The organism is Streptomyces sp. PSU-S4-23 (genome assembly GCF_055632315.1).
Genome location: NZ_JBVMUU010000002.1, coordinates 7,358,765 through 7,371,697, shown reverse-complemented (window position 1 = coordinate 7,371,697; position 12,933 = coordinate 7,358,765). Strand labels below are relative to the sequence as shown.

The following is a 12,933-nucleotide window of genomic DNA, read 5'->3' as shown; positions in this document are numbered from 1 at the left end:
GGGGTCCGGAAACGGCCGGGATTCGCCCACGGCGGCCGTCAGGGCGCCCGCTGTCACCGCCCCGCCGGAGGCCCGGTCACAAGCCGACCGTCACAAGCCGACCGTCACGAACCGGCCGTCATGAACCGGCCGTCACGAACCGGGCTCGCCGGGGCGGACCACGACGGCGACCGTCCTGATCCGGCCGCTGCGCTCGAAGTGCAGCGTGAACGGCACCAGGTCGCCGGTGTGCCATCCGGATCCCGCCCGCAGCGTCACATCCACGCCGTGCGGAGCCATGGACAACTCGCCGCCTGCCGGGACGGCGGCCGAGGCCACCCGGTCCTTGTAGGCCGCCCCGCTCGGGGTCATGCGGTGGCCGCTGAGCGCGATGTCCCCGCCGACGGCCGTCGAGGTGACGGCGACCAGCCGGTCGTCCGCGCCGCCGGAGTTGGAGACGGTGAAGAACGCGGCGGTCTCCGTGCTGTCCCCGTAGGGCAGGAAGACCCGGCCGGCCGTGACGTCGATCCTGGCCGGGCTGCCCGCCTCACCGGCGCCGACCCAGGTGGTCAGGCCGCCCAGGGCGACGCTGCACACGGCGACGGGCGCGAGGGCGGCGAGCAGGGCGTCGGTGAGCCGGCGGCGGGACGGGCGCCAGGGGTGCTGTCCGGTCATCGTGTGCGCCTCCTGACGGGCGACGGCTGCCAGGTGCGCAGCCGCAGGCTGTTGCCGACCACCAGCAGCGAGCTGACCGACATCGCGGCGGCGGCGAGCATCGGGCTGAGCAGTCCCACCAGGGCGAGCGGCACGGTGACGACGTTGTACCCGAAGGCCCACACCAGGTTGGTCCGGATCGTGGCGAGCGCGCGCCGGGCGAGCAGCACGGCGTCCGCCAGCGCCTCGATGTCGCCGCGCACCAGTGTCACGTCGGCCGCGCCGATGGCCACGTCGGTGCCGCTGCCCATGGCGATGCCGAGGTCGGCCCCGGCCAGCGCCGCGGCGTCGTTCACGCCGTCGCCGACGACCGCGACCCGGCGGCCGTCCTCCCGCAGCCTGCGCACGAGGGCGGCCTTGTCCTCGGGTGTGCGGCGGGCGTGCACCTCCTCGATGCCGAGCGCCGCGGCGACGGCCCTGGCGGGTGCCTCCCGGTCGCCGGTGGCCAGCACCGGCCGGACACCGAGGCGCCGCAGCCTGTCCACGGCACGGTAGCTGCCGGGCCGCAGGGCGTCCCCGACCTCGATCAGGGCCTCGGGCACGCCGTCCACCCGCACCAGGACCGTGGTGTGCGCGGCGGCCTCCGCCGCCGGCAGCGCCTCCGACAGCGCCGTGGGCAGCTCACCGTCCGGCGCGGCGACCTCGACGCGGCGGCCCTCGACGCGGCCGCGGACGCCCCGGCCCGGCACCGCGCCGAACCCGCTGACCTCCGGCAGCGGCAGCTCGGGCCGCGCCCGCCGGGCATGGGCCGCGATCGCCCGGCCCAGCGGATGCTCCGAGCCCTGCTCGACCGCCCCGGCCAGCCGCAGGGCGGCGTCCCGTCCGATCCCGCCGGGCACGGGCGTGACCCGCGCGACGGTCATGTGCCCCGAGGTCAGCGTGCCGGTCTTGTCGAGGACGACGGTGTCGATGTGCTGCAGCCCCTCCAGTGCCTGCGGGCCGCGCACCAGGACGCCGAGCTGGGCACCGCGGCCGGTGGCGGCCAGCAGCGCGGTCGGCGTCGCCAGCCCGAGCGCGCACGGACACGCCACGACCAGGACGGCCACGGCCGCGGTGACGGCCGCCTGAGGGTCGGCGCCGGCCCCCAGCCAGAACCCGAGGGCGGTGACGGCCAGGGCCAGGACCGCCGGGACGAACACCCCGGCCACCGAGTCGGCGAGCCGCTGCGCCTTCGCCTTCCCGGCCTGCGCGTCGGTCACCAGCCGGGTGATCCGGGCGAGCTGTGTGTCGGCGCCGACGGCCGTTGCCCGTACGAGCAGCAGGCCGCCCGCGTTGACGGCGCCGCCGACCACGGCCGAGCCCGGCCCGACCTCGGCCGGTTCGCTCTCCCCGGTGACCAGGGACAGGTCCACGGCGGAGCTGCCCTTCACCACCTCGCCGTCGGTCGCCACCCGCTCGCCGGGCCGTACGACGAAGACCTCGCCGACGCCCAGCCGCTCGATCGGGACGAGCCGTTCCCCGCCGGCGTCGCGGACGGCCACCTCCTTGGCGGCGAGCCGGGCCAGCGACCGCAGTGCCGCCCCGGTGCCGCGCCGGGCCCGTGCCTCCAGGAAGCGGCCGGTCAGCACGAACAGCGGAACGCTGACGGCCGCCTCCAGGTACACGTGGGCGGCGCCGTCGGAGGCGGAGGGGAGCAGGCTGAACGGCATCCGCATCCCGGGCGCGCCCGCGCCGCCGAGGAACAACGCGTACGCCGACCAGGAGAAGGACGCGACCACGCCCAGCGACACCAGTGTCTCCATGCTCGCCGCCGAGTGCCGCAGGCCCCGGACCGCCCGCACGTGGAAGGGCCAGGCTCCCCAGACGGCGACCGGCGCGGCCAGCACGAAGCACAGCCACTGCCAGTTGCGGAACTGCAGGGACGGCACCATCGACAGCACGAGCACGGGTACCGCGAGCAGCGCCGTGATCAGGAGCCGGTCGCGCTCCCGCCGGGCGTCATCGCGGGCCTCGCCGTCGGTGTCCTGCCGCTCCCGGGTCCGGGGAGGTGCGGGAAGCGCGGCCGTGTAGCCGGCCTTCTCGACCGTCGCGACCAGTTCCTCGGGCCGCAGGTTCGCGGGGTGGCTCACCCGGGCCAGCCCGGTGGCCAGGTTGACGGTGGCGCTGACCCCGTCCAGCCTGCCCAGCTTCTTCTCCACGCGCGTCACACAGGCCGCGCAGGTCATCCCGCCGACGGTCAGGTCGGTGGTCACGAGGACGGCCTCCGGCTCCCCGCCCATCAGCCGGCTCCCCCGTGCCCGTGCCCCATGTCCCCCATGTCGCCGCCATGGTCGCCGACGTCTCCGCCGGTACTGGGGGCGTGCATCCCGGGCGCCACGGGGCCGGCGCCGGCACCGACGGCGTACGACACCGCGAAGAGGAGCGCCAGCAGCAGCAGGAAGCCGGCCAGCGCGGGCGGCGGCACCAGTCTCCGGAGCATCACCGGCACGCCGGAGGGGGTTCGTCGGGGCTCGTCCATACCGGGTCTCCAGGTCGCCTCGTACGGCGTCGGTCGGATCGAGCCGTACCGCTTCAGGAGTCGGACGGGACGGGGGCCGAGTTCCCGGAGCGGCCCTGTGACACATGTCACCAGGGCCCCGCAGTGCTCCGGCGAATCAGCGGGATCAGGCGGATCAGGCGGATCAGGCGGATCAGGCGTAGAACGCGGGACGTTCGATCAGGTCGACCCGCGTACGGCGGCCCTCCGACTGGGCGCGGACGCCCGCCTCGCAGACGGCCGCCGCGGCGTAGCCGTCCCAGGCGCTCGGCCCGGTGACCTCGCCGCGCCGGGTGGCGTCGACCCATGCCTGCACCTCGCGGTCGTACGCCTCCTCGAAGCGCTCCACGAAGTCCTGGGCGACGGTTCCGCCCCAGCGGCCGGCCATGGTGGTGACCATGGCGTGTCCGTCGCCGATGCGGGCGGTGCCGCTCTCGCAGACCACCTCGGCCTGCACCTGGTAGCCGAAGCCGCAGTTGACGAAGATCTCGACGTCGGCGAGTGCGCCGCCCTCGGTCTCCAGGACGACGAACTGCGGATCGGCCAGGCCCTCGGGGGCGTTCGGGGACGGCGCCGGACGCAGCACGGTGACCGCCGTGATCTCCTGGTCGAGCAGCCAGCGGGTGACGTCCATCTCGTGCACGACCGAGTCGTTGATGAGCATGGCGTCGGTGAAGCCGGGCGGGCTGGCCGCGTTGCGGTGGCGGTTGTGCACCATGAGCGGCCGGCCCAGCCGACCGCCGACCAGCAGCGCCTTCAGCCCGACGTACTCGGGGTCGTAGCGGCGCATGAAGCCGACCTGGACGCGCCGGTGGCCCAGTTTCCGCTCGGCCTCCAGGACCCTGAGCGCCGAGGCCGCGTCGGGGGTGAGGGGCTTCTCGCACAGCACGGGCAGATCGTGCTCGAAGGCCGTGAGCAGGGCGGCCTCGTGGGCGGGGCCCGGGGAGGCGATCAGTACGGCGTCGACGTCGTCGGCGGCCATCGCGGCGGCCGGTTCGGTGTAGGCGGTGCAGCCCTCGACGCCGGCCGCGACGCGCTTGGCCCGTTCCGCGTCGACGTCCACGACGGCGGCCACCCGTGCCCCGCTGGTCACCCGGCTGATGCGGCGCACATGGTCGGCGCCCATCCGGCCCGTCCCGATGACGGCGACTCCGAGCGTTCCACGCTGAGTCATGCTGTGTGGTCGTCCCTTCCGGGGTCAGGCGCCGCAGGAGCGGAGGAACGCCCGGGTACGTACGGCGATGGGCAGCGGCTGGTCCGGCGGGCAGGGGTACATGTCCTGCTCGACGATGGCGAACAGGTCGACGCCGAGGCCCTGGGCGGCGGCGAGGACCGGCTCCAGGGCGGGAACGCCGGCCGGGGGCTCGCACATCACACCGCGCTGCACGGCCGGCCCGAAGGGCACCCCGCCCCGGACGACGTCGGCGAGGATCTCCGGGTCGACCTGCTTGAGGTGGAGGTAGCCGATGCGCTCGCCGTAGGTCTCGATGAGCTTGACGCTGTCGCCGCCGCAGTAGGCGTAGTGCCCGGTGTCCAGGCAGAGGCCGACCAGGCCGGAGTCGGTGGCGTCGAGGAAGCGCTCGACGTGCTCCTCGGTGTCGATGTGGGTGTCGGCGTGCGGGTGGACGACGATGTCCAGCCCGTAGGTCTCCCTGACCTCGTGGCCGAGCCGCTCCATGCCCTTGGTGAGGTGGGTCCACTGCTCCGCGGTCAGCTCGGGCGGCTCGATGATCTCGGCGGTCTTGTCGTCGCGCCAGAAGGAGGGGATGACCACCAGGTGCCGGGCGCCCATGGCCCGGGTGAGCGCGGCGACCCGGCTCACATGCTCCCAGGTGGACTCCCACACGGCCGGTCCGCGGTGCAGCGAGGTGAAGACGGTACCGGCGGACACCTTCAGGTTCCGCCTGCCCACCTCGTCGGTCAGCCGCGCCGGATCGGTCGGCAGATAGCCGTACGGACCGAGCTCGATCCAGGAGTAGCCGGCCTCGGCGACCTCGTCCAGGAAGCGTTCCCAGGGCACCTGCTGCGGGTCGTCGGGGAACCAGACGCCCCAGGAGTCCGGGGCCGAGCCGACCCGGATGCGGTCCAGGGCAGGGGTCATGTCAGGAGTTCCCTTCGGGAGACGCCGGCACGGGTGCCTGGAGGTCCTTCTCCTCGGGGAGCCCCTCGACGTCGACGCCGCGGACCTGTGCCAGTTCGTGCTTGAGGGCGGCGAGTTCGGCACCGCCGGCCATGTGGTTGGTCAGCTCGTCCAGGCCGATCCGGTCGCGGGCGGCGGACAGTTCGAGGGTGCCCAGGCGCAGGACGCTGAAGTGGTCGCCGACCATGTAGGCGTGGTGGGGGTTGTGGGTGATGAAGATGACGCCGAGGCCGCGGTCGCGGGCGGCGGCGATGTACTTGAGGACGACGCCGGACTGCTTGACGCCGAGCGCGGCGGTGGGCTCGTCCAGGATGAGGACGCGGGCGCCGAAGTAGACGGCGCGGGCGATGGCGACGCACTGGCGCTGGCCGCCGGAGAGGGTGCCGACGGGCTGTTCCAGGTCGTCGAGGACGATGCCCATGTTGCGCAGTTCCCCGTCCGCGGTCTTCTTCATGCGGGCGATGTCGAGGCGCCGGACGGGCCAGGGCCCCTTGGTCATCTCGGAGCCGAGGAAGAAGTTGCGCCACACCGGCATGAGGGGGACGGTGGCCAGGTCCTGGTAGACGGCGGCGATGCCGCGGTCGAGTGCCTCGCGCGGGGTGGTGAAGCGCACCGGCTCGCCGTCGACGAGCACCTCGCCCTCGGTGTGCTGGTGCAGCCCGGAGATGATCTTGATCAGGGTGGACTTGCCGGCGCCGTTGTCGCCCAGGACACAGGTGACCCGGCCCGGGTGGACGGCGAGATCGACGCCGTGCAGGGCGCGGATGTTGCCGTAGGACTTGCCCACGCCGCGCAGCTCCACGACGGGGGCCGGGTCGGACGGGGCGGCGGCGCCGTCGTTCTCACTGAGGTCAGCGGTGGTCATGGGTGATCACCTCCGGGCCGCCGACTGGCGGACCCACAGATTGATGAGGGTGGCGCCGAGGAGCATCACGCCGAGGAACGCCTTGAACCAGTCGGGGTTCCAGCCGGCGTAGACGATGCCCTGGCTCACCATGCCGAACATGAAGGCGCCGAAGACCGGGCCGATCGCGGAGCCGTAGCCGCCGGTCAGCAGGCAGCCGCCGATGACGGCCGCCGCGATGTAGATGAGCTCCTGGCCGACGCCCTCGCCGGACTGCACGGTGTTGAAGGCGAACAGCTGGTGCATGCCGACGAACCAGGCGCCGAAGCCGACCAGCATGAACAGCGAGATCTTGGTGAAGTTCACGGGTACGCCGACGGCCCGCGCGCTGTCCTTGCTGCCGCCGACGGCGAAGACCCAGTTGCCGTACCTGGTGCGCAGCAGCACCCAGGTGGCCAGCGCCGCGAAGGCCAGCCACCACAGCACCGTGACCTTGAACTGCACGCCGCCCACGGTGAACGACGACGAGAAGACCGCCTTGGCCTGGCCGAAGCCGTCCATGTCGCTGATGTCGTCGGTGGCGACGTTGCGGGTGATCAGCTTGGTGACCGCGAGGTTGATGCCCTGCAGGCCGAGGAAGGTGCCGAGGGTGACCAGGAAGCTGGGCAGACCGGTGCGCACCATCATCCAGCCGTTGAAGGCGCCGATGGCGAGCGAGAGCACAAGCGCGACGACCACACCCACCCAGACGTTCATGGTGAGCTGGTAGCTGACCATGCTGGCGGTGAGCGCCGAGGTGATCACGGCGACGCCCGCCGACAGGTCGAACTCGCCGCCGATCATCAGGAGGGCCACGGGCAGCGCCATGATCCCGATGGTGGACGACTGGTAGAGGACGGTGGCCATCGCGCTGCCCGAGCGGAACGCCGGCGCCATGGCGAAGAAGAAGACGAACACCGCGACGGCCCCGAGGAAGACGCCGACCTCGGGCCGGGCCAGCAGCCGCAGCGGGAGCGAGCGCCGCACGGTCCGCCCGTCGCGCTCCCGGGGGCCGGAGGCCGGCGGTGAGGTCACCGCCGGCGCAGCCTGCTGGGTCATGGGGATCACCTGGTGCCCTTCGCGGCGAAGGCCGCGATGGTGTCGACGTTGGACTTGTCGACGAAGGCCGGGCCGGTCAGCACCGGCTGCTCGCCGCCGCCGCTGTAGTTGCCGTTGTTCTTGTAGAGCCACAGGGAGTCGATCGCGAGGTAGCCCTGCAGATAGGGCTGCTGGTCGACGGCGAACTGGATGTCGCCCTTCTTGATGGCGGCGGTCAGGTCCTTGTTGAGGTCGAAGGTGGCGACCTTCGCCTTGCTGCCCGCGTCGGACACCGACTGCACCGCGGTCAGGGCGTACGGCGCGCCGAGCGTGGCCACGTAGTCGATGGAGCTGTCCTGCTTGAGCTTGGCACTGATCGTCGACTTCACGGACGGCATGTCGGTGCCGTTGACGTACAGGATCTGGGTCTTGCCGCCGAACGTCTTCTTCAGGCCGTCACAGCGCTGGGTGAGTCCGATGTTGCCCTGTTCCTGGATCACGCAGACGGTGTTCTTGGCGCCGAGTTCGTTGAGCCGCTTTCCGAACGCCTCCCCCGCCACGCTCTCGTCCTGCCCGAAGAACTCCATCAGCCCCAGCTTCTTCCAGTCGCTCACGCCCGAGTTCAGGCCGACCACCGGGATGCCCGCCTTCGTCGCCTTGCCCACCACGTCCTTCATGGCGTCCGGCTTGGCGAGGGTGATAGCGATGCCGTCGACCTTCTGGTCGACGGCGTTCTGGACGAAGTTGGCCTGGTTGCCCGCGTTCGGGTCGCTGGAGTAGACGAGCTTGATGTTGTCCTTCGCCGCGGCGGCCTCCGCTCCCTTGCGGACGATGTCCCAGAAGGTGTCGCCGGGCGCCTGGTGGGTGACCAGCGCAACCGTCATACGGGGAGTGCCGGCCTTGCCGGCGCTGGCGCCGGAGCCGCCCTCGTCCGCCTTCTTTCCGCCCGAGCTGCTGGAGCAGCCGGCGACGAGCAGCGCGGACGCCGCGGCTATCGCGACGAGTGGGGCGACTCCGCGGGAACGGCGGGGCTGAAACGTGCGGTCCATCTGTCCTGCACCTCACTGTGCGACCGGGGAAGGGAACGGGATGGGGCGGCGCGGGCCGGGAGCCCCGCGTGGGCCCCGGACACGGGGGTCCGGGCCGTGTGCCGGTGAACCGGCGGTTGCGCTGGGACCGGATACAAGCCCCTGTCGCACCCGGCTGTCAATACTTTGTTAAGACATCATTTCAGAAGCAGGTCCGAATGTAAGTACAAAGTCTTGACAGGGGGTCGTCCCGCGGCCTACACCTGTGAGACATCCGGGCCCGGATGCCCGCCGTGCGGGCGGCCCGCCGCCCGCATCCCCCCGCCTGAGGAGCGACGCGCATGCCTGAGCCCGTCGGACGTTTCGACCTGATCACCATGGGACGCATCGGAGTCGACCTATACCCCCTGCAGACGGGCGTGCCGCTGGCGCGCGTCGAATCCTTCGGGAAGTTCCTCGGCGGCTCGGCGGCCAACGTCGCGGTCGCGGCGGCGCGCCTCGGACGGAGCACCGCGGTGATCACCCGGACCGGGAACGACCCCTTCGGCGCCTATCTGCACCAGGCGCTGCGGGAGTTCGGCGTGGACGACCGGTTCGTCACCCCGGTGGACGCCTACCCGACCCCGGTCACCTTCTGCGAGATCTTCCCGCCGGACGACTTCCCCCTCTACTTCTACCGCCGGCCCAAGGCGCCCGATCTCGAGATCCACACCGATGAGCTGGACTTCTTCGCCATCCGCGCCGCGCGCATCTTCTGGATCACCGGCACCGGCCTGAGCGAGGAGCCCAGCCGCTCGGCCACGCTCGCCGCCCTCAAGGCGCGGGACAGGACCGGCGTCACCGTCTTCGACCTCGACTGGCGCCCCATGTTCTGGGCGGACCCCGGGGCGGCGCGGCCGCACTACGCCGAGGCGCTGCGCCACGCCACCGTGGCCGTCGGCAACCTCGACGAGTGCGAGGTCGCCACCGGGGTGCGCGAACCGTGGGCCTGCGCCCGGGCGCTGCTCGACGCGGGGGTGGAACTGGCGGTCGTCAAGCAGGGCCCCAAGGGGGTGCTCGCCGTGCACCGCGACGGTACGGCGGCCGAGGTGCCGCCCGTGCCCGTGGAGGTGGTGAACGGGCTCGGCGCCGGGGACGCCTTCGGCGGCTCGCTCTGCCACGGGCTGCTGTCCGGCTGGCCCCTGGAGAAGACCGTGCGGTACGCCAACGCGGCGGGCGCGCTCGTCGCCTCCCGGCTCGCCTGCTCCTCCGCGATGCCGACCGAGCCCGAGGTCGCCGGCCTCCTCGCCCGCGGCTGACCGCCGCGCCGGGGCCCTCCCCGCCCGCGGCCGACCGCCGCCACCCCCTGAACGGAGCCTGTTGTGAGCATCAGCATCCCGGACCTCGTCACGGTGCGCGCCCGGCATCCGGAGGCCATCGCCGAGGCCGCCGCCCGCCGGGTCCGCCGCCCGCTGATCGGCGACAGCGGCCGCCTCATGATCGTGGCCGCCGACCACCCCGCGCGGGGCGCCCTCGGGGTCGGCGACCGCCGCCTGGCCATGGCCAACCGCGCCGATCTGCTGGAGCGGCTGTGCACAGCGCTGTCCCGGCCCGGCGTGGACGGGGTGCTGGCCACCGCCGACATCCTGGAGGACCTGCTGCTGCTCGGCGTCCTGGACGACAAGGTTGTCATGGGGTCCATGAACCGCGGCGGCCTCGCGGGCGCGTCCTTCGAGATGGACGACCGCTTCACCGGCCACCGCGCCGAGGACCTCGAACGGCTCCGCTTCGACGCCGGGAAACTGCTGCTGCGCATCGACTACGACGACCCGGGCTCCCTGCGGACCCTGGAGGCCACGGCACGGGCCGTCGACGACATGGCCGCGCGCCGGCTGCCGCTGTTCGTCGAACCGTTCATATCGCGCCGCGTCGAGGGCCGGGTGCGCAACGACCTGAGCGCCGAGGCCGTCACCCGGTCGATCGCCATCGCCTCGGGCCTCGGCGGCACCTCCGCCTACACCTGGCTCAAGCTGCCCGTCACCGAGGACCCCGACGAGATGGCCGAGGCGCTGGAGGCGTCCACGCTGCCGGCCGTGCTCCTCGGCGGCGAGGTCGGCAGGGACCAGGAGGGCACGTACGAGCGGTGGCGCAAGGCGCTGCGCCTGCCCACCGTGCAGGGCATGGTCGTGGGCCGGTCCCTGCTGTATCCCGCCGAGGGCGGCGTGGAGGCGGCGGTGGACACCGCGGTCGGCCTGCTGTGACACCGCGTCCCGGAAGGGCACCATGACCATCACGCACCGCCTTCCCGCCGCCACGTCCACCCCGGGAGCCTACGCCGTGGACATCGCACCCGACTCGTCCGGCGGGGCGCTCCCGCCCAGGATGCCCGGACCGCCGCCGAAGAGCCGGCCCGCCACCGGCACCGTCGGCGACCGGTCACAGCGACGGCACGCATGCGCTGCCGGGCCCCGCACGTCGCGCTCCGCGGCTCCCGTTCCGACGGGCGCCGGGGCACCGCTCGGGGGTGCGCTGCTCCACGGCGGGGCGCTGCTCCACGGCGGGGCGCTGCTCCACGGCGGGGCGCTGCTCCACGGCGGTGCCCTGCTCCACGGCGGGGCGCGCGAGCCGGAGCCGCCCCGCAGGCCGCGCCGACGGCGAGGGACACCCCACGAGCCCGGGGGCCGGGCGCGCCACCCCGGCCCACCCGGCCTCTGCGCACGCCCCCCGTGCGGATCCGCGACGCCCGGCCCGCGCGGCCCCGGACCCACCTTCCCCCGCTCCCCCCACCACCCCGTCCCAGTGAGGTCCCGATGAGCCAGTCCACTCACCGCCTGACCGTCGCCCAGGCGCTGGTGCGTTTCCTGTCCGTGCAGTACACGGAGCGCGACGGCGTACGCCACCGGCTGATCGCCGGCACCTGGGGCATCTTCGGCCACGGCAACGTCGCGGGCATCGGCCAGGCGCTGCTGGAGGCCGGCGAGGACGCCATGCCCTTCCACCAGGGCCGCAACGAGCAGGCCATGGTGCACGCGGCCGTCGGGTACGCGCGCCGGCGCGGCCGGCTGTCCGCGCAGGCGGTCACCACCTCCATCGGCCCCGGCGCCACCAACCTGGTCACGGGGGCCGCGCTCGCGACGATCAACCGCCTGCCGGTGCTGCTGCTGCCCGGCGACTACTTCGCGACACGCCCCGCGGACCCGCTGCTGCAGCAACTGGAGCACCCGGTCGAGGCCGATGTCTCCGTCAACGACACCCTGCGCCCGGTCTCCCGCCACTTCGACCGGATCACGCGCCCGGAGATGCTGATCCCGTCCGCGCTGAGCGCCATGCGGGTCCTCAGCGACCCGGCCGAGACCGGCGCGGTCACCCTCGCCCTGCCGCAGGACGTGCAGGCGGAGGCGTACGACTGGCCGGAGGAGTTCTTCGCCGAGCGGGTCTGGCACGTGCGCCGGCCGTCCCCCGACCCGGTGGAGCTGGCGGAGGCGGTGCGCACGGTCCGCGCCGCCGGACGGCCACTGATCGTGGCGGGCGGCGGTGTCCACCACAGCGCGGCCGAGGAGGCGCTCAGGGCCCTGGCCGACGCCACCGGCATCCCGGTCGCCGCCACCCAGGCGGGCAAGGGCTCGCTGCGCCACGACCACCCGGCGGACCTCGGCGGCATCGGCCACACCGGCACCGCGGTCTGCGACGAGATCGCCCGCACCGCGGACCTGGTCATCGGCGTCGGCACCCGTCACAGCGACTTCACCACCGCCTCCGGCACCCTGTTCCAGGCCCCCGGCGTGCGGTTCCTCAACCTCAACATCACCGCCTTCGACGCCCACAAGCTCGCCGCCCGCACCCTGGTGGCCGACGCCCGGGCGGGTCTTGAGGCGCTCACCGAGGGCCTGTCGGGCCACCGCGTCGGCGAGGCGTACGAGGCGGAGTACCGCGCGGGCAAGGAGCGCTGGGAGCGGGTCGTCGAGGCCGCCTTCCACGCGGACGACGAGAACGCGGCGCCCACCCAGACCCAGGTCCTCGGCGCCCTGGACGCGGTCGTGGGCGACGACGACGTGGTGATCAACGCGGCCGGCTCGCTGCCCGGTGACCTGCACAAGCTGTGGCGGGCCCGCTCGCCGCACCAGTACCACCTGGAGTACGGCTACTCCTGCATGGGCTACGAGATCCCGGCGGGCATCGGCGTCCAGCAGGCCGCGCCCGGCGCCGTGGTGTGGTCGCTCGTCGGTGACGGCACCTATCTGATGATGCCCACCGAGATCGTCACCGCGGTCCAGGAGCGCCTGCCCGTCAACCTGGTCCTCATCCAGAACCACGGCTACGCCTCCATCGGCGGCCTGTCCGAGGAGACCGGCGGCGAGCGCTTCGGCACCGCCTACCGCTACCGGGCCGCCGACGGCTCCTTCACCGGTGCCCCGCTCCCGGTGGACCTGGCCGCCAACGCCGCCAGCCTCGGCATGGACGTCATGCGCGCCAAGACCGTACGGGAACTGCGCGACGCCCTCGCCGCGGCGCGTGCCTCGGACCGGCCGACCTGCGTCCATGTCGAGACCGACCCGGCGCCCACCGCCCCGCCCGCCGCGGCCTGGTGGGACGTGCCCGTCGCCGAGGTCGCCTCCCGCGAGGCGGCCCGGACCGCCCGGGAGAAGTACGACCGGCACGTCTCCGGGCGCCGGCGCCATCTCTGACCGCGCACCGG

General features: G+C 73.4%; 11 protein-coding genes. 3 read left to right on the top strand and 8 right to left on the bottom strand.

Going from position 1 to position 12,933, the window contains the following annotated elements; all coding sequences use genetic code 11:
- Positions 1-132: 132 nt before the first annotated feature.
- The 8 genes from ACZ79I_RS33345 to ACZ79I_RS33310 form a co-directional block, all read right to left on the bottom strand.
- On the bottom strand, positions 133-654 hold the full coding sequence (locus tag ACZ79I_RS33345; protein WP_471502462.1) for a copper chaperone PCu(A)C: 522 nt from the start codon (positions 652-654) through the stop codon (positions 133-135).
- Complete coding sequence (locus ACZ79I_RS33340) at positions 651-2,912, bottom strand: heavy metal translocating P-type ATPase (RefSeq protein WP_471502460.1); 2,262 nt, start codon at positions 2,910-2,912, stop codon at positions 651-653. The genes ACZ79I_RS33345 and ACZ79I_RS33340 overlap by 4 nt, the downstream gene beginning before the upstream one ends.
- Positions 2,912-3,151, bottom strand: coding sequence for a hypothetical protein (locus ACZ79I_RS33335; RefSeq protein WP_471502458.1), 240 nt, complete (start codon positions 3,149-3,151; stop codon positions 2,912-2,914). Before ACZ79I_RS33335 ends, ACZ79I_RS33340 begins: the two co-directional genes overlap by 1 nt.
- Before the next feature lie 172 nt (positions 3,152-3,323).
- Positions 3,324-4,343 (bottom strand): Gfo/Idh/MocA family protein, encoded by a 1,020-nt coding sequence (locus tag ACZ79I_RS33330; RefSeq protein ID WP_471502456.1) that lies wholly within the window; start codon positions 4,341-4,343, stop codon positions 3,324-3,326.
- Positions 4,344-4,367: 24 nt separating this feature from the next.
- Positions 4,368-5,270: a sugar phosphate isomerase/epimerase family protein gene (locus ACZ79I_RS33325; RefSeq protein WP_471502454.1), complete on the bottom strand. Its 903-nt coding sequence runs from the start codon at positions 5,268-5,270 to the stop codon at positions 4,368-4,370.
- 1 nt (position 5,271) lies between these two features.
- Positions 5,272-6,174 carry an ATP-binding cassette domain-containing protein gene (locus ACZ79I_RS33320; protein WP_471502452.1) on the bottom strand — a complete coding sequence of 301 codons (903 nt, stop codon included), beginning with the start codon at positions 6,172-6,174 and terminating at the stop codon, positions 5,272-5,274.
- A gap of 6 nt (positions 6,175-6,180) precedes the next feature.
- Entirely contained in the window at positions 6,181-7,257 is a 1,077-nt protein-coding gene (locus tag ACZ79I_RS33315; RefSeq protein WP_471505357.1) for an ABC transporter permease, read from the bottom strand.
- Positions 7,257-8,279, bottom strand: a complete 1,023-nt coding sequence (locus tag ACZ79I_RS33310) for a sugar ABC transporter substrate-binding protein (protein WP_471502450.1) — start codon at positions 8,277-8,279, stop codon at positions 7,257-7,259. The genes ACZ79I_RS33315 and ACZ79I_RS33310 overlap by 1 nt, the downstream gene beginning before the upstream one ends.
- A 320-nt stretch (positions 8,280-8,599) precedes the next feature.
- On the opposite strand from ACZ79I_RS33310, the gene iolC reads away from it, so the two are divergent.
- The 3 genes from iolC to iolD all read left to right on the top strand — a co-directional run bounded on the left by iolC (position 8,600) and on the right by iolD (position 12,922).
- Positions 8,600-9,556 (top strand): 5-dehydro-2-deoxygluconokinase, encoded by a 957-nt coding sequence (iolC, locus tag ACZ79I_RS33305; protein ID WP_471502448.1) that lies wholly within the window; start codon positions 8,600-8,602, stop codon positions 9,554-9,556.
- Positions 9,557-9,619: 63 nt separating this feature from the next.
- A complete protein-coding gene (locus ACZ79I_RS33300; RefSeq protein WP_471502446.1) occupies positions 9,620-10,498 on the top strand; it encodes a Cgl0159 family (beta/alpha)8-fold protein in 879 nt (292 codons plus the stop codon).
- Between the two features lie 549 nt (positions 10,499-11,047).
- Positions 11,048-12,922, top strand: coding sequence for a 3D-(3,5/4)-trihydroxycyclohexane-1,2-dione acylhydrolase (decyclizing) (gene iolD / locus ACZ79I_RS33295; protein WP_471502444.1), 1,875 nt, complete (start codon positions 11,048-11,050; stop codon positions 12,920-12,922).
- The last annotated feature ends 11 nt before the right edge of the window (positions 12,923-12,933 follow it).

Bases quoted from the DNA above. Each gene is read 5' to 3' on its own strand.
- ACZ79I_RS33345 (WP_471502462.1), bottom strand. From the start codon at position 654: ATGACCGGACAGCACCCCTGGCGCCCGTCCCGCCGCCGGCTCACCGAC.
- ACZ79I_RS33340 (WP_471502460.1), bottom strand. From the start codon at position 2,912: ATGGGCGGGGAGCCGGAGGCCGTCCTCGTGACCACCGACCTGACCGTC.
- ACZ79I_RS33335 (WP_471502458.1), bottom strand. From the start codon at position 3,151: ATGGACGAGCCCCGACGAACCCCCTCCGGCGTGCCGGTGATGCTCCGG.
- ACZ79I_RS33330 (WP_471502456.1), bottom strand. From the start codon at position 4,343: ATGACTCAGCGTGGAACGCTCGGAGTCGCCGTCATCGGGACGGGCCGG.
- ACZ79I_RS33325 (WP_471502454.1), bottom strand. From the start codon at position 5,270: ATGACCCCTGCCCTGGACCGCATCCGGGTCGGCTCGGCCCCGGACTCC.
- ACZ79I_RS33320 (WP_471502452.1), bottom strand. From the start codon at position 6,174: ATGACCACCGCTGACCTCAGTGAGAACGACGGCGCCGCCGCCCCGTCC.
- ACZ79I_RS33310 (WP_471502450.1), bottom strand. From the start codon at position 8,279: ATGGACCGCACGTTTCAGCCCCGCCGTTCCCGCGGAGTCGCCCCACTC.
- iolC (WP_471502448.1), top strand. From the start codon at position 8,600: ATGCCTGAGCCCGTCGGACGTTTCGACCTGATCACCATGGGACGCATC.
- iolD (WP_471502444.1), top strand. From the start codon at position 11,048: ATGAGCCAGTCCACTCACCGCCTGACCGTCGCCCAGGCGCTGGTGCGT.